The sequence below is a fragment of the Streptomyces filipinensis genome (genome assembly GCF_014649495.1).
GTDB lineage: Bacteria > Actinomycetota > Actinomycetes > Streptomycetales > Streptomycetaceae > Streptomyces > Streptomyces filipinensis.
Genome location: NZ_BMTD01000007.1, coordinates 176225 through 198686 on the forward strand (window position 1 = coordinate 176225; position 22462 = coordinate 198686).

The window sequence follows — 22462 nt, forward strand, 5'->3', positions numbered from 1 at the left end:
TTCCGCTCGCACCCGCGGCCGCCGCGATCACTTCACGAACACCATGTCCGGGTACTTCGCGGACGGGCGTTCCAGCAGCCGTCCGCTGCGCCCGCGCAGCCAGTGGTCGAAGTAGGCGGACACATAGGCCTCGTTGGTGCGTATCGCGGTGGCCGGATCGATGGTGCCGATGTCGTCGGTCCGCTCGCAGGGCGACAGGCGCAGCTGCGGCACGAGGGCCTCGGCGTCGGTGAACGAGGCGTGCTCCGAGCCGAGCAGGGTCAGCTGGCGGTTCCAGCCCGGGGTGTGGGCGCGGAACGCCTGCCAGCCGGGTCCGGTGTCGGTGTCGCCGTCCTTGCCCATGAGCAGCAGGGGGCGGTCGAGGCCGTGCTCGGCGACCGGCATCAGCGAGCCGTCGTAGTTCGTCAGGTTGCCGTCCATGTCGATGCCCGCGGTGATCCGGTGGTCGGCGTCCATCGCCAGCGCGGCGGCCGTGCCGCCCATCGAATGGCCGAACATGCCGACCTCGGCCACATCCACCGCCCCGGTCAGGCCTTGGGGCAGCGGCTGTCCGTCCGCGTCGGGATTCCGGCCGCTGTTCAGCTCCCGGAGCTGGTCCAGAACGAAGCGGGTGTCGGTGACCCGGACGGCCAGCGCCTTGCGCAGGAAGGAGTCGGTACCGCCCGAGGGCAGCGACAGAGTGGCCAGGGAGCCGTTCGGGAACTGGACCTCGGGCGACTCGTAGGTGTTGTCGATGGTGACGACCACGTAACCGCGGCTGGCCAGATCGGTCGCCGACGTCGTGCCCCAGGTGCGCGGTTCGCCCAGTCCCGGGGAGTAGAGCACCACCGGGAGCCGCCCGTGGCGCCCGGCGGCGACCGGGGCACCCCGGGTCACATGGGTGACGGTGCGCGCCCAGTCCGCCCGGCCGGCCGGCACGTGCAACCCGAGGTACCCGTTAGCCGTGACGTCGTCGAAATGGGCGGCCGCCGCGGGCAGCATGTACGGGGCGGCCGGACGGCCGGCCGTGTGTGTCGCGGGGTAGTACACGCTGACCATCAACTCGCGCGTGTCCTGCCCGGACCGCCAGGGATCGGGCCGTGAGTGGTCCACCAGGTGCAGGTCCACCTCCCCGACCCGGTACGGGCCGGTCGGGGCGGGCAGGGCGAGCGGACGGGAGGACGACGACGCGGTCGGACCGGTGGGGGCGGCGCGGGCGGACGCGGCGGCGGGGAGAGCGGCGGTCAGCGTGCACAGCGCGGCGACCGCGCAGGCGGTGAGCGCTCGTCGCGGGGTGCCCCTGCGACGAGCGCGCGGGAGATGATTCGTCATGGACCAAGCCTGACGGGCCGTCGGCTCCCCCCACATCCGGGGAAGCCCCCGATCTTGTCTCTCGGGGTATCCGTAGGGGTTCCCCGGGAGCCCGCGGCCCGTGCCGGGAGCCGGTGGCCGGCTCCGATGAGCCCGTGCTCCGCTGCGAGGAGCCGGATGCGCGTCACAGACCCGCGGGGCACAGCCGGTGCTTCTCACCACCGTTGACCACCGCGTCGACGCACCCGGCGGGCAGTCCGTCATGGGACCTGGTGGAGAAGTTGGCCGTCATGGTCAGCACCCCCTTGCCGAAGGTGGTGCGCTGGACGAGACCGTCGTGCGTCAGTCGCCGGAAGCCGGTCATCGGCTGTGTGGCCGCGGCCCTGTGCAGCGGCTCGAAGTACCGTTGCACCTGGGCGATCCGTGTGCCGTGGCGGTCCAGTTCGGACTGGTCGAGGACCAGGTTGAGTGGCACGTTGTACAGCATCGCCAGCAGGGCGCGGGTGCGGCTCTGGTCCGGCAGCTTGGACCACGACAGCTCCCAGCGCTCGGTGCTGATCACCGAGTCGTGCAGGACCGTCTGGTAGAGCGGCACCCGGTACCTGGGGTCGTACATCGCCTTCGCGAGGTCGGCGGGCAGGTGCGCGGGCTGGAAGAACACCCCCGGCGCGGCGGCGGGGGCGTAACGGCCCCAGGCCGCGCGGTCCCGCTCCAGCTTCCACAGCCGGTCGTCGACCGGGGTGCCGGAGCCGTGGCTGAAGGCCAGCACTCCGTTCGCCCAGGAACCCGCGCTCTCCGAACCGAGCACCAGGCGGCGGTCGCCGGACAGCCACGCCATGCGCGCGAGCCGGTTCCGGCGGTCCTGGGCCTTGGTCATCGGGTGCGCCGGAGAGTGATCGGTGAACAGTTCACCCGCGGCGTCGACGTCGAGGAAGTAGCTGTTCGCACCGTCCGCGGTCATCTTCCTGGTGCGGTCGGACAGGTAGTGCCGGGAGGGCTCGGCGTGCCGGAGCGCTTCGGAGCTCACATAGCAACCGCGGTCGCCGAATCCGGTGACGATCGTGCCGTCCGCGTGGCGTACACAGGCGGCCTGCCACACCGGGGCGGGCCAGGCGGACACGGGTGTGTCGGCCGACGACGGGTCCTGCGCGTTGGCCCAGGAGTCGTAGGGGCCGACGAGATATCCGGCCTGCCGGGCGAGGCGGGTGGCCTTCCGGTCCATGGGGGCGTCGTCGGCGTCGTAGCCCAGCCACATCCGGTCGATCCCCAGCCCGCGCAGCCGGCGCACGCCCTCGGCGGTACGTGCCTGGCCCCAGGTGTAGGCGTGGAACGCGCCCACCAGCTTGGCGACTTCGGGATTCCGTGCGATCTTCTGCCGCAGTGTCGTGATGCCACCGTGGTCCTGGAGCCAGGCGCGGTAGTCGCGCGCCGCCGACACGGGGGATCCGTCGGTGAGGGCGAACGTCACCGTGTAGCTTCCCGTGGCTTGTTGCGCCGAGAACGCGTGCGCGGCCTCGGTGTGCAGACGACCGCCGGCGGAGACGAACCGGAGCGTCGTGCCGATGTCCGACTCGACGATGTAGCTCGTGCCGTGCCGCCCGGACTGACTGGTGCCCCAGAACGGCATGGTCAGGCCGCCGGCCATGTCGGCCTCGGTTCCCGCGAGGCCCCCTGCCGCGGAGTTCCACCACCGGTCGGCGACCGGCACGGCCAGGCCCTCGCCGCGCGGGACCTGCAGTTCCTGGGTCGTCCGGTCCGTGCCGGAGACCGGCCAGGTCAGGCTCGACCGTCGAGCCGAGCGTACGGTGACGGCCAGGCGCCCGTCCCGCGCGGACGCGGTGACGGCCAGGCCGCGGTCGCCGTAGCGCCAACTGGCGGTCCCACCGCGGACGGTGACCTTCCCGGGCGCGCCGAGACCACCGGACGCGGGGGCCGAGAGCTGCCATGTGCGGCCGTCGTCCGCGCGGGCCCGCACCGCCAGGGACCTGATGTCCACTGTGGCGCGGCCGCCGTCGACCGGTACGTCGAGTCGGTCGCCGTGTGCTTCGACGCGGCGGCCCTCCTGCGGGGCGGTGCCGAACGCGGCGGCCGTGCCGATCACACCGACCATCAGGAGCGCACCGCTCACCGCGATGATCTTCGTCTGTGTCCTGGTCTTCTTGAGCTTCCTCGCCTTCACGGCCGTGACTCTCGCGACCGGACATAAGAGAGATGTGAGAGGCCGCCGGTCGGACCCGCTCGTCGGACGGCTCAGGCCTCACGGACGAAAGTCGCGCACTCCGGACAGTCGTCGAGGTAGCGATGCCGACACTCAACGGTGTGCTGCAGGAAGGTGATTGCCTCCTGTCTCTGGACGACTTCGCCTGCGAGCTCAGCGATCTTCGCCCTCACGGCCGCCTGTGCCGACGACTTCTTCGGCGCCATGGCGGCGGTGGCCTCGGGCAACGAGAGACCGACGCGCCGCAGTTTCAGGACCGTGCGTGCCTGTTCCACGGCCTTGTCGTCGTAGACGCGGTAGCCATGGTGATCGCGACGCACGGTGAGCGCCCCGACGTCTTCCCAATGCCGCAGCACGTGGGCTTCGATCCCGAGTTCTGCGGCCACTTCTCCGATCGTCTTCACCATGGGCGCCTTGCCTTCATGTCGACCTGAACCCCTAGCGTCTCGATCATGCCTGATACCCCTGGCCCCGTGGGCACCTCTTGCCGTTCATCGATCCTGGTCACCGGCGCAGCCGGCAACCTCGGCCGTGAGGTCGTCGACCGTCTCCAAGCGCGCGGTGCGTTCGTACGAGGCCTTGTGCGCGAGCGGATGCGTCCGCGCCCCGGAGTCGAGTGGGTGGTCGGCGACCTCACCGACGCCGCCGCGGTGCGCGCGGCGCTCGTGGGCATCGACGCCGTCTTTCTCATTTGGCCACTGCTCGATGCGGCCCCCGCCCACGACCTGGTTGCGGAACTCGTCGCAGCGGCTCCCCGTGTCGTCTACCTGTCCTCGACAGCCATAGACGACGAGGCCGCCAACCAGAGCGATCCCATCGTTCAGGTGCACGCGGACATGGAAGCCCTGCTCCGCAACGCTGGTCTGCGCCTCCTGGTGCTACGCAGCGACACACTGGCGTCCAACGCGCGGGGCTGGGCGTCACAACTGCGGGCCGGCGACGTGGTGTCCGGCCCGGACATGGCGCGCACAGCCGTCGTCGACGAGCGCGATGTCGCTGGTGCGGCCGTAGCCGTGTTGCTCGCCGAGCACGACCAACTCGGTCACGAACCGCACCTGTTGACAGGACCTGAGGTACTGAGTCGCACGGACCAGGTCGCCCTCCTTGGTGCCGCGCTCCGGCGCCGCCTGCGCTTCCAAGCGGTCACCGCTGACCTCGCGCGGTCACGGATGCTCGCAGACGGGCGTCCCGAGCGGCTGGTGGAAGCGCTGGTCGCCGCCTCGATGCGCCGGCCGGAGTCACACCGCACCACCGATCATGTCGAGCGCCTCACCGGCCGACCGGCTGGGACCTTCGCGAGGTGGGCCATCGACCATGCGGCCGAGTTCGGCTGATGGAACAACCGGCTCATGGGACTCGGTTCGGACCTCTGGCCGTTCGGGTCGGCGAGGGTGCACACCTGGCCGGCCTCGCCGACAACGCCTGTGCCCTCACCGCGTGTTGAGGTAGAGCTGCGGAGACCAGTTGGTGCACTTCGACCGCGAGAGGAACCCGCCGCGGTTGCACGCCTGGACCACGAGGTTGTAGTCGCCGTGGCGAGCCGGCCACGACCACAATCCCTTCCCCGCGTTCAGCTCACCCTGCTCCCAAGGACCACCCGGCGCGACCCAGCGGACGTTGTAGTGCGTGGCGTTGTACCCGCCGTATATGACATAGACGTACCCGTTGCACCGGTCGTACCGCGCTCCTATGTAAGGCGTGTTATCCCACTTATACCTGTTCGGAGACCCGCCGATGTTCGTGCCGCCACCAGGCGGGAAGGCGTCCACGTAGCACCCTTGCGCAGCGGCATCGGTGACCGCCGGCGCTGTCACAGTTCCGGCGGCAACGGCGCAGGAGGAGAGCGCCATCGCCATCCGGCGCAGCTTCAGTGCAGCCATTTTCCCACCGTCCTTCCAGCTGAGTGGAGTCTGCGGCCGCCGTGCCCGCCCGCGTCGGAGCGGACCCACATCGGCACCGGCTCCAGAACTCGCCGTCTCACGCCATGAAGGGGCCTGCTGGTGACCTGGGTTTCGTCGCACTGATTCGCGGGCCTCAGGCCTGACGCACCGGGCCACTATGTGACGGCCCTCGTGACCAGGTTCTCACCGTGGCATGTGTGGTGCATCTCGGAGGGCTGTGACTGTGCTGGGCATGCAGGCCGGCGCATCGTTCCGGGTCTCGCTGGTGTCCGACGGGATCCCCGATCCGTTCATCGAGGCGGTGACGGCCGTGTTCGGCACGGTCGACGTGACATCGAGAGGCCGGGTGGCCGGGGCGGGCCGTTCGGACTGCAGGCACTTCCCGGGCCGCGCGAACGCGGCCATGCGGCGGCGCGGCTGCCGGGCTGCCGGGGCGGTCGCCGACCGTGCCATGGCTGAGTGGCCGATCGGTCGGCGCGGTCGCTCAGGCCCAGCGTCTGCGGGCAGTCGCTGGGAAAGTCCCTGGGCGTGCCCGGCATGTCGAACTCTTGGGATGCCCGGCCTGGTTCGGGCATGATCGACTCGTGGACATCTACCTGGAGACCGACCGACTGGCCCTGCGCCGGTTCACCGCCGAGGACGCGGACCTGCTGATCGAGCTGGACAGCGACCCGGCGGTGATGCGCTACCTGACCGGCGGCGATCCGACCGCGCCGGAAATCGTCCGCGAGCGCCATCTGCCGAACATCCTCGCCGGCTACGAGAAGTGGGGCGGCGACCTCGGACTGTTCGCCGCGCACGAGAAGGACGGCGGTGCGTTCATCGGCTGGTTCATCCTGCGTCCCGAGCCGGAGGGCCCGCTGGACGAGGTCGAACTCGGCTACCGGCTGCGACAGGCGGCATGGGGGAGGGGTTATGCCACCGAGGGCTCGCGGGCCTTGCTGGGCAAGGCGTTCACGGAACTCGGTGTCCGCATGGTCTGGGCTGAGACGATGTCCGTGAATCACGGTTCGCGCAACATCATGGAGAAGCTCCGAATGACGCTCGCGGCCACCAGCCCTACTCCCCCCGACATGGAGATGATCGAGGGCTCCGAGTTCGGCGGCGTGCGGTACGAGATCACCAAGGAGCAGTGGGAGCAGCCGTAGCCACCGTGTGCACGGCCGTTCGGGCTGTCGCTCGGGGTACTTCGGGGGTGCGGCCGTCCTGTCACTGGTTGCGCTTGGCGTTCCAGACCAGGATCGCCACGACCGCGACGATCAGGATGAGGACCCATACCCAGATGTCGGCGCCGCCGCCGGATCCGGAGCTCCCGTAGTGGTGGTAACCGCTGGAATAGCCGCCGTGATAGCTGCTGTGGTACCCGCCGCCCCGTCGGCCGCCCAGAGCGAGTACGTCGGTGGACGAGAAGGACCTTGGGGTGGTGACAGGCATGCTCATGACCGGGACCTTAGGCGGGCATCACATGGCACGGGCACGCTCGTTGCGCGCCTGTGACGAAACCTCCGCTCCCTCGGCACAAGCGGCGTGGGTCCGCCCCGTATGTCAGGCCTGGTTGCCGGCCTGGGGTGCTTCAGCAGGCCGATACGGGAGACATGGGCGGGCCGGTCCGCCGACGCCGAGAGCGCACAGCACGCGCGACACGTGTCTCCAGGGCGCGGTGTCGGCGCCCTGGAGACACGCTCACACATCGCGGCGCCTCACGACGAGCACGGCGAGCGCGATCGTGATCAGCGGCCAGAGCGCGTACACGATCCAGGAGCCGGGGACCGTGGCGGTGTAGCCCAGGGACGCGGGCTCCGGCTCCCAGGTTTGGACCAGGCGATTCCACGCTCCCGCCACCAGCGCGTGTTTGACGTCCGCGGACCAGCGGTCGGTCTCCGAGAACATGGTGGGCAGCATCAGCAGTGTGAAGACGCTGGTGACCATGGTCCCGGCGGCATGCCGGAGCAGGACGCCGAGGCCCAGACCGACCAGGGCACAGACCGGAGCCAGCAACGCGGATGCCACCAGCGCCCGGAACACCCCGGGGTGGGTGATCGGAACGCCGGCATGGTGCCCGTCCAGGATGGCCTGGGAGACCAGGAAGGAACCGGTGGAGGCGACCGTGCCGACCGCGGCCCACAGCGCGCCGGTGATGGCCGACTTGGCCAGCACGACCGAGCCGCGGGCCGGGACGGCCACGGTCGTGGTGCGGATCAGCCCGCTGCTGTACTCGCTCACGACGGTGAGGGCGCCCATGCTGCCGGCGACAAGCATCAGCGTCCAGTATCCGGCCGCCGGGTAGGCGTCGAAGGGCAGGAACTCGGCGGGGCCGGAACCTGCAGCCTTGTCCGCCAGCGTGGCCACGGCTGCGGACCCCACGACGAACAGGAGGGTGAGTCCGACCGTCCAGGGGGTGGAGCGCAGGGACCGTACCTTGATCCACTCGGAGGCGAGCAGGTCGCGGAAGCGGGCGGGCGGTCCGGTGACGGGAGTGGCCGGGGAGCCGGAGGCGAGTGTGGTCATCGGGACTCTCCTGCCAGGTATTCGACGCTGTCGGCGGTCAGTTCCATGAAGGCCGCCTCCAGTGAGGCGCTCCGGGGCGTCAGCTCGTCCAGCCGGACACCGTTCTCGAAGGCGAGCGCCCCGATCCGGTCCGCCGTGAGCCCGGTCACGGCGAGCTTCCCGGCACCCACCGAGCCCTCGGGCTCGACGAAGGCGCCCGCCGCGGTCAGCACGGCTGCCAGCTCAGCGGCCTGCGGGGTCGCGACCGCGACGCTGCGACGGGTGCCGCGGACCGCGAAGTCCCGCAGTGGCTCGGCGGCGACGAGGCGGCCCCGGCCGATGACGACCAGCTGGTCGGCGGTGTTCTCCATCTCCGACATCAGGTGGCTGGAGAGGAAGACCGTGCGCCCTTCGGCGGCCAGGCGCCGGAAGAGCCGGCGGACCCAGAGCACGCCCTCCGGGTCCATCCCGTTGACCGGCTCGTCGAACATCAGCACGGGTGGGTCGCCGAGCAAGGCGGTGGCGATGCCCAGCCGCTGCTTCATGCCGAGCGAGAATCCGCCGATGCGACGGTTCGCCACCTCGGCCAGCCCCACCTCCTGCAGCACCTCGTCCACCCGGCGCCGTGGGATGCCGTTGCTGCGGGCCAGAGCCGAGAGATGGGCCGCGGCGCTGCGTCCGCCGTGGATCTGTCCGGCGTCGAGGAGGGCACCGACGTGCCGCAGTCCGCGTGGGTGGCGGTGGAAGGGGACGCCACTGACGGTGGCGGCGCCGGTGGTGGGCGCGTCCAGGCCGAGAATCATCCGCAGGGTGGTGGACTTGCCGGCGCCGTTGGGGCCGAGGAATCCCGTGACCTGACCCGGCCGCACGGTGAAGGACAGATGGTCGACCGCGGTCTTGCCGCCGTAACGCTTGGTGAGTTCGCTGACTTCGATCACGGCACCCACACTGCCGAGAGGACCCCCGTCCGGGCATGGTGCCATGGGCGGCAATCGTGCGGCCGGGTTGGTCCGTGGGCGTACGTCCCCGGGCCGATGCCGCGCCGGCGGTGGCGGGTTAGTCTCGCGGCGTGAACCCCCTGACGATCACGTCGTTCCCCACGCGTCGCGCACCGCGGTGCCGTTCCCGGGAGGGAATGCCGCCGATGACGAGAACCAAGGCCATGGCCTGGGCGGGGGGTTCCTCTTACCTCCTTGTGGTGGGTCTGCTGGTGGGGGGCGCGCCACGGGCGTCGGGCACGGTCCACGGTGTCGGGGCACTGCTGGCTGTGAGCCTGCTCGGCGGCGTGGTGCGACGGGTGCCGCTGCTGGCTCTGGCCATGGCACTCTGCGGATCCACCGCTGTGGTGGTGGGCACTCCGGGTTCGGTCCATGAGAGCCTGGCGCCGTCGTACCAGGGGCAGTTCCTGTCGTATCTGGCGGTGGACCTCGTGCTGGGCTTCATCGTCGGCACCTGCGCGCGGCGCGCTTCGACGGTTGCCGTGGCCGTGTCCGCCGCGGTGCAGCTCCTGGTGATCGGCGGCTTCGCGCACGGGGACAGCCTGACCGTCAACGCGGTGATCGCCCTCCTGGCGATGGCCGCGTCCTGCATGGCCGCTCTGCTGAGTCGCGAGCGCCGCGAGCACGCGGTTGCGCTGCGTGCACAGGAGGTGGCGGAGGCCGTGACCGCCGAACGGCTGCGGATCGCACGGGAGCTGCACGACATGGTCGCGCACAGCATCGGCATCATCGCCATCCAGGCCGGCGTGGGCAACCGGGTCATCCAGACCCAGCCGGCGGAGGCACGCGCGGCCCTGCACGCCATCGAGGCCACCAGCAGAGAGACCCTGGCGGGCCTGCGGCGCACGCTGGTGTCGCTCCGCCGGGCCGACCAGGACGCGACCACATCGCGGCAGGCACCGCTCGTACCCACGCCGGGGCTGGCGGAAGTCGAACGGCTCGCGGCAGCGACCGCGGACGCGGGGATACGCGTCGACGTGCGCTGCAGCGGGGAGCAGCGCCCTGTGCCGGCCGACATCGACCTGTCCGCCTACCGCATCGTGCAGGAGGCGCTGACCAACGTGGTCCGCCACGCAGGCGCCCGGTACTGCCGGGTGGCCATCGACTACGGAGACGAGGAACTGTCCGTGGAGGTGGTCGACGACGGGCGCGGCGCCACCGAGAACGGCTCGCCCCACGGCTTCGGCATCATCGGCATGCGGGAGCGGGTCGGCCTGCTGGGCGGCCACCTCAGCACCGGAAGCCGCCCCGCGGGCGGCTTCCGGGTAGCGGCCAGGCTGCCGCTGCCCGCACCTGTCGGAGTTACGGGGGAGAACCGATGACCGTCCGGGTTGTACTCGCCGACGACCAGCCGCTGGTGCGGTCCGGTCTACGGGTGATCATGGCTGATCACCCCGACCTGGAGGTCGTCGGTGAGGCCGCCACCGGCGCCGAGGCCGTCCAACTGGTCACGGATACCGGCCCCGACGTCGCGGTCATGGACATCAGGATGCCCGGCATGGACGGGATCGAGGCCACCCGCCTGATCACGGCCGGTCCGGCAACCACACGCGTCCTCGTCCTGACCACCTTCGACGAGGACGAACACGTCTACGGCGCACTCCGGGCCGGCGCAAGCGGCTTCGTGGTCAAGGACATGGCACTGGACGACATCCTCGCGGCGATCCGCGTGGTCGCCGCCGGCGACGCACTGATCGCGCCGGCTGTGACGCGCCGTCTGATCGCGGACTTCATCGGGCGCCCCGCGGCTGCCCCGGAGCGCTCCCCACGGCCGGTCGAGGGCATCACCGAGCGGGAACGGGAAGTGCTGACCCTGGTCGGACGCGGCAGGTCGAACACCGAGATCGCCGAGGACCTCTTCATCACGGTGGCCACCGCCAAGTCGCACGTCTCACGGCTGCTCACCAAACTGGGCGCCCGGGACCGGGTCCAGCTCGTCATCAACGCCTATGAGATGGGGCTCGTCACACTGCCGCGCTGATGGCGTCCCCGGCCCCGACGGCGCCGGACACGCGCCTCTTCGCCCCGCTGAGCCGCTCCGGGTTCTGCTGCGGGGTGTGGTGCTCCCGGAGGGGCACGGCACGAGTGGGCGCCGTGCCCGCTCTCCGGGGGGCGCCGCCGCGCTCCCTCTTGGCCCGAGCCGGTCGGAGAACGGCCAGCCCCGCGATCACGCGCCCGCCTCACCCGCCACAGCCGGACCGCGAAGAAGCCCGAGTGCCGCCGACGCGTCGTCCGCGGCCCCCACCGCTTCCCGGAAAGAGACGACGAGCGGCAGGATTCGACCGTGAACCCTCCTCGTCGGTCCGCCCTTCTGGGCCTGGGCGTGCAGTCGTTGCTGACAGAAGCGGGCTACAGGCCTCGGCCGGCGCGGCGCGCCCAGGGCAGCCCGGCCAAGGACGTTGTCGCGGCGCGGCTCCAGGCAAGCGTGGTCAGACGCGATCAACTCCGGTTCCGCGCCTGGACACCGGGCAGCACCACCTACTGCCGGCCGCCTGACCACGGGCGTGAGCCGTTCGGCTGGCCCGCGCTCGTCCGTCTCGACGAACAAGGCCTGTACCACCCGGCTCACGACACCGAGCGACGCCACTGCGACTCCTGCTCCCCGAAGGGTGCCGCGTGGGCTGGAGGGCCGGTCGATCCGGCGGTCGTGCCACGCGATCGCCGGTGCCCCGGGGGCAACCCGCTGTGGCCGAACACCGTGACACGGCCTTTTCACGGGCCGCTGACCGCTTCGTGGACACGTCCAGGCCGGGTGCCCCGCTGGTACGTCTGGTGGCGGCTGTGGGGACAGCAGGAAGGCCGCTGCGCCACCTGCTCAGGTCCGCCGCAGGTCATCGACCACGACCACGTCACCGGCCTGGTCCGCGGCCTGCTCTGCTACGAGTGCAACACCGAGGAGGGCGCCTGCGCGACCGACATCGCTCTTCGCCGGCATCCCCGCGTGTGCTGGTTCGGCACCTACCGGCTCACCCCGCCCGGTGCCCCGTTCAGCTGGTACTGGCCCGACCCGCGGCGCGGTGGCGGCGTCGACGGATTCCTCCCCCATCCTTCCGTACGCTTCGCGGAGCAACCGAAGCGCCCGGTGCGCTGTACACCGAGGTGCCCCACCTGGCTCTCCAAGCCGGTCCCGACCGAGCCCGACCGCGCGCGGCCGGCGGCTCACGCCCGCTGGTCGTTCCGTTCGCTTCCGCAGGGTGTGGGCTCCGGTGCGATGCGGCCCGGTTCGGCTGGCCGCTTCGATGCAGGGGGCGGCACGTGGAAGTGATCGCGGGGAACGCACGCGGGCATCCGGCCGCGCGCCGCCCCCGAGAGCGACTTCGTCCGCGAAGCGATCAGGAGCAGTGCCCCGCACTCCTCACAGGGCGGTCCCGGCGCACAAGCCGTGCCTCGCGGGGCAGTAGCCGCGGGCCGGCCACGACCAGGACCTCGCACTCGGCGCGGGCCGGGACGTGCCGGTGCACCGGCCTGGGGTGCAGCCGTCCGGGCGTCAGCCGCTAGGCGCGGCCCTGCGCGGCCGGAGCCGTCATGGCCCTTGAGCGCTTCTCCGGGCGCAGGAAGGCGCTCCAGCCGCCCTCCGGTTTCTCGCCGACCTGGAGAGTGCGCAGTTTCGCGAGGATCCCGGGGTCCTGGACGTCGAGCCAGTCGACGAACTGCCGGAAGGACACCAGACGTACGTCGCTCCAGCCCGCGATCTGTCTGAGGGCCTCCTCGGCCGCGTCCATGTAGATGCCGCCGTTCCACTCCTCGAAGTGGTTGCCGACGAACAGCGGCGCCCGGTTCGTGTCGTACGCCCGCTGGAACCCGGCCATATACGCCTGGGCTGCCTGGGCACGCCAGTAGGGGTAGTTGTAGGAGGGGCCCCGCGTCGAGTTCTTGGACTGGTTCGCCAGCATATTGTAGTCCATGGACAGCACCTCGAACCGGTGCCCGGGGAACGGGATGCTCTGCAGCGGCAGGTCCCACACGCCTCCCCGCTTCCTCGGCCAGCACTGCAGCCCGCCGGGAGAGGAGGCGTCGTAGCGCCAGCCCAGTTCCCGTACGACCGGCAGCAGGTTCGACTGCCCGAGCAGGCAGGGGGTACGGCCGCCCACGAGTTCCTTGTCGTAGTCGAAGGGGAGCGGCGGATCGTCGTGCCAACCGGTGTGCGACCGCCAGGACTTGACGAACGTCCGCGCCTGCTCGATCTCCGAACGCCAGTGCTCCGGAGTCCAGTTGGCGACCGATCCGGGACCCACGCAGAAGTGCCCGTTGAAGTGCGTACCGATCTCGTGGCCGTCGAGCCAGGCCTGGCGGACGTACTTCAGCGTCGCCTTGAGGTGTTCGTCGGTGAGGTAGCCGATGTCCGAGGCGCCGACCGGGTTGTTCGGCGGATCGTAGAGCCGCTTCTTCTCCTCCGGCAGGAGATAGAGACCGGACAGGAAGAACGTCATGTGGGCGCCGTGGGTGCGGGCCAGTTCCAGGAAGCGCGGGAACAGCCCGGTGCCCAGCTCGCCGGCGCCGTCCCAGGAGAACACCACGAACTGCGGCGGGGTCTGGCCGGGTTCGAGGGGTTCGGGCGACGCCGGCTGGTGAGGCTGCCGTCCGGTGTACGACGTCGAGCCGTCCCCGATCAGCCGGGGCGGCCCCTGCAGCGGCGCCGTACCGTCCTCGTCCGAACCGCCCGCGCACCTGGCCAACGAGGCGGCGGCCACACCGATGCCGGCGCCGAGGCCGAGACGAGCCACACTCCGGCGGCTGATTCCGCTCATCGCCATCCCAACCCGCGCCCTGTCGCGATGCCTTGCGCGTCACCTCAGCCGACACTCTTACCCGCTCGCACCATAGAGCTGATTAAGGGATAAAACGGTTAATTGGCTCGGTGTGGCGTGCGGCGACCTGGCCGAGCGCTGCTCACGTCACCCGGCCGGCCCTGTGGGGGGCGACCGCCGGGCCGTCCGCGGGAGGGGGTGTCGAGGATCAGCGGAACGCGGCCGCGTGGCGTGCCGCCCACGCGGAGAACGGAGCCGCGGGCCGGCCCAGCAGACGCTCCACGTCGCCGGTGGCCGTCTGCTCCTCCGGGGTCGGTGTGCCGAGGACGGTGAGCGTGGCCTCGGCGACGGCGGGCGGCATGAACCGGATCATCTCCGCGCGGGCCTCCTCGCGGCTCTGCTCCACGAACGTCACCGGCTCCCCGAGCGCGGCGGCGAGGGCGGCCGTCCGCTGCCGCGGGGTGGTCGGCTCGGGACCGGTCAGTGTGTAGGTGGCGCCGTCGTGTCCGTCCTCGCGCAGCACGGCCGCCGCCACCGCGGCGACGTCCGCCGGGTCGACGAACGGCAGCGCCACGTCGGCGAAGGGTCCCGCCACGGTGCGATGCCGGCGCACCGGCTCAGCCCAGGCGAGCGCGTTCGAGGCCAGCCCGCCCGAGCGCAGCACGGTGAACGGCAGCCCCGACCCGGCGACGGCCGCCTCGAAGCGCGCCGCGTGCGTGTACGCCTGTGGCCGGGTGCCCGCGCCCTGCGAGGACAGCAGCACCACCTTCGCCACACCGGCCGCGGCGGCCCGGCGCAGGATGCCGGCCGGATCCTCGCCGGCCACCAGCAGGAACAGCGCCTTGGCGCCCTCCAGCGCGGGAGTGAGGCTGTGCGGGTCGCCGAGGTCGGCGGCGACGGCCCGGACTCCCGCCGGTACGTCATCCGTCCCGACGTGCCGGGCGACGGCCGTCACCGTCTCCCCCCCGGCCTCGGTCAACCGGCTGACCAGAGCCTGTCCCACGTTCCCCGTGGCGCCCGTGACGACGATCATGGCTGTGCCCCTCCTCGATCGAGTTAGTTAGTTGACTGACTAAGAAGTGACATTAGTCTGCGGGCCGCTGGTTGTCTATCCTCAGTCAGGTGACTGACTCAGAATCCACGGCCACGGGCCGGGCCGGGTCCCCCGGGCGTTCCGGCCGGGGCGGCAAGCGTGAGCGCCTGGTGAGGGCGGCTGTCCAGGTCTTCCATGAACAGGGCGTGGAGAAGACCACCCTCGGCGACATCGCCCGTGCGGCCGAGGTGCCGCTCGGCAACGTCTACTACTACTTCAAGACCAAGGACCAGCTGGTCGAAGCCGCGGTGGACGACCACTGCGAGCAACTCGACGCCCTCACCGACCGCCTGGACGCCCTCCCGGACCCGGCCGCCCGGCTGAAGGCGCTCGTCGCCGGCTGGGTCGATCAGCGTGAGACCGCCGCCCGCTTCGGCTGCCCTTTCGGGACCCTCGCGACCGAGCTCGACAAGCGCGACGACGGCCTGGACCGGGCCGCGGCGAAGGTGATGCTGGCTCTGCTCGACTGGGTGGAGTCCCAGTTCACCCAGCTGGGCCGCGCCGACGCGGACGCCCTCGCGGTCGAACTCGTCGCCGCCTACCAGGGGCTGTCCGTGCTCACCAACACCCTGCGCGACCCCGGCCTGATGGCCACCCAGGGCGATCGGCTGCACGCCTGGATCGACGGGATCGCGCGGAGCCGGGCCTGCTAGAGCCGCTCATGTCGCCGGGTGCCGTTGCCCGGCCGTGACCGGCGCCACGGTGATGTGCTGGACCGCCTGGCTGAGCACCACCACGCCCACGACGATCAGCAGGGCGCCGCACGCCTCCGGCAGGAGCCACCAGCCGGTGCGGACCCGCTCGTCGAACAGGGTCATGCCGAGCGTCAGGCTCACCACCGCGTCGCCGATGGTCAGCGCGGGCTGCGCCGCGGCCAGCGGCCCGGCCTGCAGCGCGTTCTCCAGCAGGATCACGGCCACGGCACCGGTGAGCGCGAAGCCGTACGTCTGCCAGGACCGCAGGAACGCCGTGAAGCCGTGGTCGGCGAACGTGCCGGAGGCCGACTTCAGCAGGGCGGCGGTCAGCGCGTTGCCCGTGGCGGAGGCCGCCGCGAGGAGCGCGGCGCGGCGGGCCGGCGAGTGGCTCCGGCGGGCGAGCAGGACGGCCGCGGCCATTGCGCCGAGGCCCAGGCACAGGGCCGGGAGCCAGCGGGTGAGCGGCGCGTGGTCGGTGGCGCCGTGCGGGGCCGCGGCGATCAGCAGGACGGCGAGGCCCGCCACGCAGCCGCCGACGCCCCACCAGCCGGAACGGGGCAGCCGCTTGTGCATCAGCGGGGCGGCGACGAGCAGCGCGAAGGGCAGCTCCAGGATGAACAGCGGCTGGACGAGTGCGAGCGGGCCGTTGACCAGGGCCAGGCTCTGGAACAGGGCGGCGCAGACCACACCGCACATGCCGATCACCCAGAAGGGCCGGCGGACCAGCTCCGCGAGCAGCCGCAACCCGCCATGGCTGCTGGCGGACGCGGCCTTGCGCTGGAAGGCGGTGCCCACGGCGTTGCTCGCGGCTCCCGCGACGGCGAACACCGCGGCCAGTTCGATCACGACCGTCTCCTGCCTGCGCGAGGCCTCCGCGAGGAGCTTCGGTCCCTTCAGCCTACGGACGGCGGTGGCCGGACGCCTGGTCACGGCGCCGGTCAGCCGGGCCGGGGGGCGGGTGACGGGTGACGGCAGGGCGTCCCGTGGCACCAAAGGCCGACGGCCGGACGGCCCCGCCCGTGGATCGGCGAGCGGGGCCGGAGGAAGCGGTGGATCAGCTCAGGACCAGGTCGTCGGCGTACACCGCGCCCTGGCCGTACCAGCCGTGCACGTACACCGTGACCTCGCCCGAGTCGCCGGTGGTGAAGGGCACCGTCAGCTTCGACCACGAGGAGGAGGGGGTCCAGGAACCGGCCGTCGCACCGCCGCTGACGCCCAGGTAGGCGTACGGCCCCTGCACCCAGCCGCCCAGGGTGTAAGAGGTGTGGGGTTTCAGGGCCAGGGTCTGCGCGCACTGGCCGGTCTGCGAGGCGGAGGGCGTGGTCTTCAGCGCGTGCGCGCCGCCGTGCACCGGGGAGGAGACCACCGCGGCCCCGCTGTCGCAGGTCCAGGGCGTGAGCGAACCGGTCTCGAAGTCGCCGTTGCCGAGGACGGCCGTGCCGCCGGATCCCTTGACCGTCAGGGTGAGCGTGGAGCTGTGCCGGGTCGGGCCCGCGGTGCCGGTGACGGTCAGCGTGTAGGTGCCGGGTGCCGTGGTGGTGCCGGTCTTCACGGTGAGGGTGGAGGTGCCGCCCGCGGTGACCGAGGACGGGCTGAGGGAGGCGGTCGCCCCGCTCGGGGCGCCGCTCACCGTCAGGCCGACCGTCTGCGCGCTGCCGGAGGTCACCGAGGTCCGCACCGTCGCGGTCGCGGCCCCGCCGGGGTCGACGGAGACGGCGGCGGGGGAGAGGGCGACGGAGAAGTCATCGGCCGGCGGGGTCGTCGTACCGCCGGTGAAGGGTGCGAAGGTGTGGGTGAAGTACCAGGTGTCCTGGGCGATGCCGGAGCAGGTGTCGGAGGCGCCGGAGCCGGGGCAGCCGCCGTTGTCGCGCTGGAGGGCCCAGAAGGAGAGGGTGTTGACGCCCTTGGCCACCGCCCAGTCGTACACCGTGGTGGCGTCGGCGGTGGTGAAGGTCTCCGCCGGGCCGTAGTCGTCGACACCGGGCATCTCGGTGACGCCGACCATGCTCCACAGCCGGGTGTCCGACAGGTTCGGGTACAGCTCGGCCAGCTGGTCGTGCAGTCCGCTCGCGGCCGTCTCGGTGTCGGTGGCCATGTGGTGGGTGGCGCCGTCGTAGTAGTCGAACGTCATGAGGTTGACGACGTCGATCCTGGCGCCCGCGCTCTTCGCGCTGCGCAGCACGGCGAGGCCGCTGTCGGCGAGCCCCGTCGTCGTGGTGGGCAGGGTGTACGAGAACTGCACCGTGCGGCCGTTCGCGGCGGCCCAGTCCTGGACCTTCTTGATGGCCTGGTTGCGGCGGTCGATCCCGGCGGTGTTCGTGAGGGAGTTGTCCTCGACGTCCAGGTCGAGCCGGGAGACGTCGTAGGTGGTGATGATCTTCTCGTAGGCGGCGGCGACGGAGTCGACGTTCGTGCAGCTGTCGGCGATCTCGGTGCCGCCGTTGTCGGCCGCGTAGCCGCCGAGGGAGGGGATCACGTCGCCGCCGCGCGAGCGGATGGTGGTGAAGTCGGCGCCGAAGACGGAGGGGCTGACGGGTGTGGCGGTGTCGCCGTTCCAGTACGGGGTGCAGGAGCCCTTCTTGTCGGTCTGCAGGAAGGCCATGGTGAGGTACTTCGCGCCGGAGGCCTGGGCGAGCGCGGCGGGGCTGTCACCGTTGTAGGCCTCGAAGTAGGGCGCGAAGACGTGCGTGGGCAGCGGGGTCGCCGCGTGCGCGGTGCCCTGGGCCCCCAGGGCGATCCCCGCGGAGGCGGCCAGGGTGGCCAGGCCGGCGAGCAGGGCGCGTACGGGTCTCGGACGGGTCATCGGGTACTCCCGGATAGCGAACGACACGGTGCGGCCCGGCCGGGGCTATTGGTCTAGGCCATGATTGGTCTGGACCAAACGTCGGTCAAGGTGTGGGAGCTTCCTTTTGCGTGTTCATGGGACAAGCCAACCACCGTGGATCTTCCGGGAGTTGACGGTCAGGTGGCGCGCGTGCCGCCTCCGCGGCGGATGCGGCCCAGCAGGTCCCGGTGGTACGCCGCGAGGCGGCCGGCGGGCACCGGGGCGGGACTGCCGGCGAGGGTGTACCAGGTGTCGCTGCCGGAGTGCTGGACGGCGACACGCGCGCTGCGGCCGTCGGACAGCAGGATGGTCGCGACGGTCAGGTCGCCGGTGATGACGCCGACCTCGTCGGTCAGCGCGCCGCCGGGGCCGGCGGTGACCCGGTCCACGTACCCGTCGATGCTGGGCGGGTTGTTCATGGGCGCAGAGTTCCAGCTACCCGGCCGGCGGGCCCCGCGCCGCGCAGGTGCCGTCGGCGTGTGTCCCCTGTTGGGCGTGTGTCCCAGGCGCCGGCCGGGGCTCAGCCGAACAGGGGGAACCGGTCCGCCACCGTGCCCAGGGCGGCCCGTTCGGCCTCGGTGAGCGCGGCCCGCCCGGTGCCCACACGCGCGTAGTGCTCGTCGGACCAGTCCGGCAGGCCCGGCCGCCCGAGCAGGCCGTCCAGCGTGGTGCGCACCGCCGCCAGCCCCTCCGCGGCCGGGCCCGGTGCGTGCGGGAGGTGGACGGTCAGGTCGAGGTGATGGACGGTCGCCTCCACCGCGAGGGTGATCAGCAGGTCCCCGGCCGTCAGTACGTGCCCCTGTGTGGCGACCGGCTGTGCGGGGTCGGCCGCCTCCGCCGCGTGCGCGGCCGCCGCCAGCGTCTCCAGATACAGGCCCTGGAGCTGACGGAAGTCAAGGAACATGCTGCCGTTCACCCGCACCCAGCGCCGGCCGTTCGCCGCACCGACGGTGTCCGGCCGCCAGTCCCGCCAGTAGGTCACCGCGTTCCGGTCCACCGGCTCGTTCGCCGGTGTGTGCAGGGCCACGAGCGCGCGCTGGGCGTCGGTCACACAGTGGAAGACGAGGTCACGGACCGCCCAGCCGGTGCAGCCGGTCGGCAGCCAGGACTCCTCGTCGCTCAGGCCCGCGACGGCCGCGCGGGCCGCCTCGTACGCCGCGCGTACCGTCCGCGCCGGGCCGGCGCCGTCCCCTGCGCTCATGCGTCCCCCTGTCCCTCGGCTCACAGGCTCTCACACCCGGCTCGACGTCGCCGTGTCCGCGGACAGCCGCTGGGCGACGTAGATCGGGATCACCGACAGCAGCACCAGCACCGCGGCCACGACGTTGACCACCGGGGCCTGTTGAGGCCGCGTCATGTTCTCGAAGATCCAGATGGGCAGGGTCTCGATGCCGGGTCCCGCGGTGAACGTGGTGACCACGATCTCGTCGAAGGAGAGGGCGAAAGCGAGCAGGGCGCCCGCCAGCAGTGCGGAGCGGACGAGCGGGAAGGTGACGTCGGCGAAGGCGCGGAAGGTCGTCGCGCCGAGGTCCATGGCCGCCTCCTCGTACGAGGCGGCCGTACGGCGCAGCCGCGCGACGACGTTGTTGAACACCACCACGATGCAGAACGTGGCGTGGCCGACGATCACCGTGAAGAGCCCCAGGCCCACGCCGAGCGGCTCCAGCACCGTGCTGAAGGCCGAGTTGAGGGCGATGCCGGTGACGATGCCGGGCAGCGCGATCGGCAGGACCACGATGAACGACACGGTGTCGCGGCCGAAGAAGCGGTGCCGGGCCACGGCGAACGCGATGAGCGTGCCGAGCACGAGCGCGATCGCGGTGGCCCCGAGTCCCGCCTTGACGGAGACCCACAGCGCCTGCCGGGCACCGGTGTTGTGCGCGGCCACCGACCACCAGTGCCAGGTCAGTCCCGGCGGGGGCCAGCTCGCGCTGCGGTCGGGGTTGAGGGAGTTCACGAGGACGAGCAGCAGCGGGACGTAGATCACCGCGAAACCGAGCCCGGCGCCGGTGCGCAGGGCGATGCGCGCGGTGCGGCTGAGATGCATGGCGCTCTTCTCTCCGGGGTGTTCCGGCGTACCGGACGGCTACAGGCTGTGCAGGGCGCCGGTGCGACGGATCGCCAGCAGGTACAGGACGATCACGACGACCGGTACGGTGCCGAGCGCGGCGGCCATGGGCAGGTTGAGTTCGATGTTGGAGTACACGAGGTTGCCGATCAGCTGCGTCTTGCCGCCGACGATCTGCACGGTGATGTAGTCACCGAGGCTCAGCGAGAAGGTGAACACCGAGCCGGCCGCGACCGACGGCAGCACCATCGGCAGGACCACCGAGCGGAAGGTCCGCCCGGCCCGCGCGCCGAGGTCGGCCGAGGCGTCGAGCAGGTTGGCCGGGAGCTGTTCGAGGGCCGTGTGGATCGGCAGGATCATGTACGGCAGCCACAGGTAGGTCAGGGTGAGGACGGTGGCCGGCAGCCCGAAGCCGGGACCGCTCAGCCCGAACGGCGCGAGCGTCCAGTCGGCGAGGCCGCCCTGGGACAGGATGAGCCGCCAGGCGTACACCTTGACCAGGTAACTCGCCCACAGCGGGGTGAGGATGGCCACCACGAGCAGCGGGCGCCACCGGGGCCGGGCCACACGCGCGGTGTAGAACGCCACCGGGAAGGCGATCAGCGCGCACAGCACCGTCACCGCGAGCGCCACGCCGGCACTGCGCAGGACGACCTGCCGGAAGACGGGCGTGGTCAGCAGCTCGTGGAAGTTGTCCGTCGACCAGACCTTCACCACCTGGGAGGTGAAGGAGTTCGTCGTCCAGAACGCGGAGACGAACAGCACCGCCAGCGAGCCGAGATAGAGGACGGCCAGCCACAGCAGGGGGGCGGTGAGCAGCAGGGTCAGCCGCAGGCGGGGCCTGCGGTGCAGGGTTCCGGCCAGCCGCCGGACGGTACCCCGGCCGGCGGCGGCCGTCGCGTCGGTCGTCACGCCTCAGCCCTTGATCTCGGTCCAGGCCTGCACCCACTTCGCGTACGGCACACACCGGACGTCCGTGCGGCCGTCCAGGCACTGCTCGATGGGCGTGTTCCAGAAGGCGATCTTCTTCCAGTAGCGCTCGTCGGCGGCGTGGTACACCGTGCAGAAGTTCTTGTCACTGGTCTCGGCACAGGCCTTGGAGCTGGCCGGTGCCTCGCCGAAGTACTCGGCGACCTGGGCGTTGACCTTGGGTGAGACGATCCAGTCGAGCCACTTGTAGGCGCAGTTGGGGTGTTTGGCCCTGGCGGAGACCATCCAGGTGTCGGACCAGCCGGTCGAACCCTCCTTGGGCACCAGCGCTTTGACCTTGGCGCCCTCGGACGCGGCGAGGCTGGCGATGACCTGCCAGGTGGTGCCGACCACCGAGTCACCGCTCTTGAAGGCGGAGACCTCCTTGAGGTAGTCGCTCCAGTACTCGCCCACGTCGGCGTTCTGCCGCTTCAGCAGGGCCACGGCCGCGTCGAACTGCTTCTGGTCGAGCGCGTACGGGTCCTTGATCTTCAGCTCCGGCCTGGTGGCCTTGAGGTAGAGGGCCGCGTCGGCGATGTAGATCGGCGAGTCGTAGGCGGTGACATGACCCTTGTACCTGGCGGCGCCCTCGAAGACGGCCGACCAGGAGGTGGGCGCGGGCTTGACCTTCTCGGTGTTGTACATCAGCAGGTTGGCGCCGCGGCCGTGCGGGATGCCGTACATCTGGCCCTTCACCGAGTTCCAGGCGCCGTTCTTCAGCCCGCTGAAGACGTCCTTGTAGTGGGGTACGAGGGCGGTGTTGACGGGGGCGGCGTCGCCGGAGGCGATCAGGCGCAGGGAGGCGTCGCCGGAGGCGGAGACCGCGTCGTACTCACCGGTCTTCATCAGCTTGACCATCTCGTCGGAGCTGGCCGCGACCTTCGAGTGGACCTGACAGCCCGTCTGCTTCTCGAAGTCGCTGACCCAGTCCACCTTGGGGTCGTCGGAGCCGTCCTCGACATAGCCGGCCCAGGCGATCAGGTCGACCTGGCCCTCCGTCCTGCCGAGCTTGGTCGGGGCCTTGAGGTCGGGCGGGTTGAGTCCGGTGGCGGACGAGCCGCCCGAGCCGGAGGAGTCGCAGGCGGCGGCGAGCAGCAGCGCGGCGGCCGCGGCGGCGGCCCGGGGGATGCGGTTGAGGCGCACGACGTACTCCATGGGGACGTGAAAGGCC

The 22462-nt window shown here is 71.4% G+C and carries 22 protein-coding genes; 6 read left to right on the top strand and 16 right to left on the bottom strand.

What is annotated here, in order from left to right; all coding sequences use genetic code 11:
* Positions 1 to 27 precede the first annotated feature (27 nt).
* The 3 genes from IE244_RS18000 to IE244_RS18010 form a co-directional block, all read right to left on the bottom strand.
* The gene (locus IE244_RS18000; RefSeq protein WP_191874534.1) at positions 28 to 1311 is read right to left on the bottom strand and encodes an alpha/beta hydrolase family protein; all 1284 of its coding nucleotides are present in this window, start codon (positions 1309 to 1311) and stop codon (positions 28 to 30) included.
* Between the two features lie 163 nt (positions 1312 to 1474).
* Positions 1475 to 3469, bottom strand: coding sequence for a glycoside hydrolase (locus tag IE244_RS18005; RefSeq protein ID WP_229854179.1), 1995 nt, complete (start codon positions 3467 to 3469; stop codon positions 1475 to 1477).
* A gap of 71 nt (positions 3470 to 3540) precedes the next feature.
* The gene (locus IE244_RS18010) at positions 3541 to 3915 is read right to left on the bottom strand and encodes a MerR family transcriptional regulator (RefSeq protein ID WP_229854180.1); all 375 of its coding nucleotides are present in this window, start codon (positions 3913 to 3915) and stop codon (positions 3541 to 3543) included.
* 45 nt (positions 3916 to 3960) lie between these two features.
* Between IE244_RS18010 and IE244_RS18015 the strand changes: the two genes are divergently transcribed.
* Positions 3961 to 4842, top strand: coding sequence for an SDR family oxidoreductase (locus IE244_RS18015; protein WP_191874535.1), 882 nt, complete (start codon positions 3961 to 3963; stop codon positions 4840 to 4842).
* Between the two features lie 96 nt (positions 4843 to 4938).
* Here the strand turns inward: IE244_RS18015 and IE244_RS18020 are convergent, their stop codons facing one another.
* The gene (locus tag IE244_RS18020; protein WP_191874536.1) at positions 4939 to 5388 is read right to left on the bottom strand and encodes a hypothetical protein; all 450 of its coding nucleotides are present in this window, start codon (positions 5386 to 5388) and stop codon (positions 4939 to 4941) included.
* A 605-nt stretch (positions 5389 to 5993) separates the two neighbouring features.
* Here IE244_RS18020 and IE244_RS18025 point away from each other — a divergent pair.
* Positions 5994 to 6557, top strand: coding sequence for a GNAT family N-acetyltransferase (locus tag IE244_RS18025; RefSeq protein WP_191874537.1), 564 nt, complete (start codon positions 5994 to 5996; stop codon positions 6555 to 6557).
* A 61-nt stretch (positions 6558 to 6618) separates the two neighbouring features.
* Here the strand turns inward: IE244_RS18025 and IE244_RS18030 are convergent, their stop codons facing one another.
* The 3 genes from IE244_RS18030 to IE244_RS18040 form a co-directional block, all read right to left on the bottom strand.
* Positions 6619 to 6849, bottom strand: a complete 231-nt coding sequence (locus tag IE244_RS18030; RefSeq protein WP_191874538.1) for a hypothetical protein — start codon at positions 6847 to 6849, stop codon at positions 6619 to 6621.
* Positions 6850 to 7092: 243 nt separating this feature from the next.
* Positions 7093 to 7917: an ABC transporter permease gene (locus IE244_RS18035; RefSeq protein WP_191874539.1), complete on the bottom strand. Its 825-nt coding sequence runs from the start codon at positions 7915 to 7917 to the stop codon at positions 7093 to 7095.
* Complete coding sequence (locus IE244_RS18040; RefSeq protein WP_191874540.1) at positions 7914 to 8834, bottom strand: ATP-binding cassette domain-containing protein; 921 nt, start codon at positions 8832 to 8834, stop codon at positions 7914 to 7916. The genes IE244_RS18035 and IE244_RS18040 overlap by 4 nt, the downstream gene beginning before the upstream one ends.
* A 206-nt stretch (positions 8835 to 9040) precedes the next feature.
* Here IE244_RS18040 and IE244_RS18045 point away from each other — a divergent pair, with 206 nt between their 5' ends.
* The 3 genes from IE244_RS18045 (at position 9041) to IE244_RS18055 (ending at position 12159) form a co-directional block, all read left to right on the top strand.
* The gene (locus tag IE244_RS18045; RefSeq protein ID WP_229854181.1) at positions 9041 to 10216 is read left to right on the top strand and encodes a sensor histidine kinase; all 1176 of its coding nucleotides are present in this window, start codon (positions 9041 to 9043) and stop codon (positions 10214 to 10216) included.
* Entirely contained in the window at positions 10213 to 10875 is a 663-nt protein-coding gene (locus IE244_RS18050) for a response regulator (protein ID WP_191874542.1), read from the top strand. The genes IE244_RS18045 and IE244_RS18050 overlap by 4 nt, the downstream gene beginning before the upstream one ends.
* 771 nt (positions 10876 to 11646) lie before the next feature.
* Positions 11647 to 12159 (top strand): endonuclease domain-containing protein, encoded by a 513-nt coding sequence (locus IE244_RS18055; RefSeq protein WP_229854182.1) that lies wholly within the window; start codon positions 11647 to 11649, stop codon positions 12157 to 12159.
* 229 nt (positions 12160 to 12388) lie between these two features.
* Here IE244_RS18055 and IE244_RS18060 read toward each other — a convergent pair whose 3' ends face one another.
* Both IE244_RS18060 and IE244_RS18065 read right to left on the bottom strand, forming a co-directional pair.
* On the bottom strand, positions 12389 to 13642 hold the full coding sequence (locus IE244_RS18060) for a polysaccharide deacetylase family protein (protein WP_191874543.1): 1254 nt from the start codon (positions 13640 to 13642) through the stop codon (positions 12389 to 12391).
* A gap of 208 nt (positions 13643 to 13850) precedes the next feature.
* Positions 13851 to 14675, bottom strand: coding sequence for an NAD(P)H-binding protein (locus tag IE244_RS18065; RefSeq protein WP_191874544.1), 825 nt, complete (start codon positions 14673 to 14675; stop codon positions 13851 to 13853).
* Positions 14676 to 14764: 89 nt separating this feature from the next.
* Between IE244_RS18065 and IE244_RS18070 the strand changes: the two genes are divergently transcribed.
* The gene (locus tag IE244_RS18070; protein WP_191874545.1) at positions 14765 to 15388 is read left to right on the top strand and encodes a TetR/AcrR family transcriptional regulator; all 624 of its coding nucleotides are present in this window, start codon (positions 14765 to 14767) and stop codon (positions 15386 to 15388) included.
* Positions 15389 to 15394: 6 nt separating this feature from the next.
* Here IE244_RS18070 and IE244_RS18075 read toward each other — a convergent pair whose 3' ends face one another.
* From IE244_RS18075 to IE244_RS18105, 7 genes are all read right to left on the bottom strand, one after another.
* Complete coding sequence (locus IE244_RS18075; RefSeq protein ID WP_191874546.1) at positions 15395 to 16276, bottom strand: DMT family transporter; 882 nt, start codon at positions 16274 to 16276, stop codon at positions 15395 to 15397.
* 208 nt (positions 16277 to 16484) lie between these two features.
* Positions 16485 to 18233, bottom strand: a complete 1749-nt coding sequence (locus IE244_RS18080; RefSeq protein ID WP_191874547.1) for a carbohydrate binding domain-containing protein — start codon at positions 18231 to 18233, stop codon at positions 16485 to 16487.
* A 158-nt stretch (positions 18234 to 18391) separates the two neighbouring features.
* Positions 18392 to 18673 carry a hypothetical protein gene (locus IE244_RS18085; protein WP_191874548.1) on the bottom strand — a complete coding sequence of 94 codons (282 nt, stop codon included), beginning with the start codon at positions 18671 to 18673 and terminating at the stop codon, positions 18392 to 18394.
* A gap of 101 nt (positions 18674 to 18774) precedes the next feature.
* Complete coding sequence (locus IE244_RS18090) at positions 18775 to 19455, bottom strand: maleylpyruvate isomerase N-terminal domain-containing protein (protein WP_191874549.1); 681 nt, start codon at positions 19453 to 19455, stop codon at positions 18775 to 18777.
* Between the two features lie 30 nt (positions 19456 to 19485).
* The gene (locus tag IE244_RS18095) at positions 19486 to 20301 is read right to left on the bottom strand and encodes an ABC transporter permease (RefSeq protein WP_191874550.1); all 816 of its coding nucleotides are present in this window, start codon (positions 20299 to 20301) and stop codon (positions 19486 to 19488) included.
* 39 nt (positions 20302 to 20340) lie between these two features.
* The gene (locus IE244_RS18100) at positions 20341 to 21234 is read right to left on the bottom strand and encodes an ABC transporter permease (protein ID WP_191874551.1); all 894 of its coding nucleotides are present in this window, start codon (positions 21232 to 21234) and stop codon (positions 20341 to 20343) included.
* 3 nt (positions 21235 to 21237) lie between these two features.
* Entirely contained in the window at positions 21238 to 22446 is a 1209-nt protein-coding gene (locus tag IE244_RS18105; protein ID WP_191874552.1) for an ABC transporter substrate-binding protein, read from the bottom strand.
* Between the last annotated feature and the right edge of the window lie 16 nt (positions 22447 to 22462).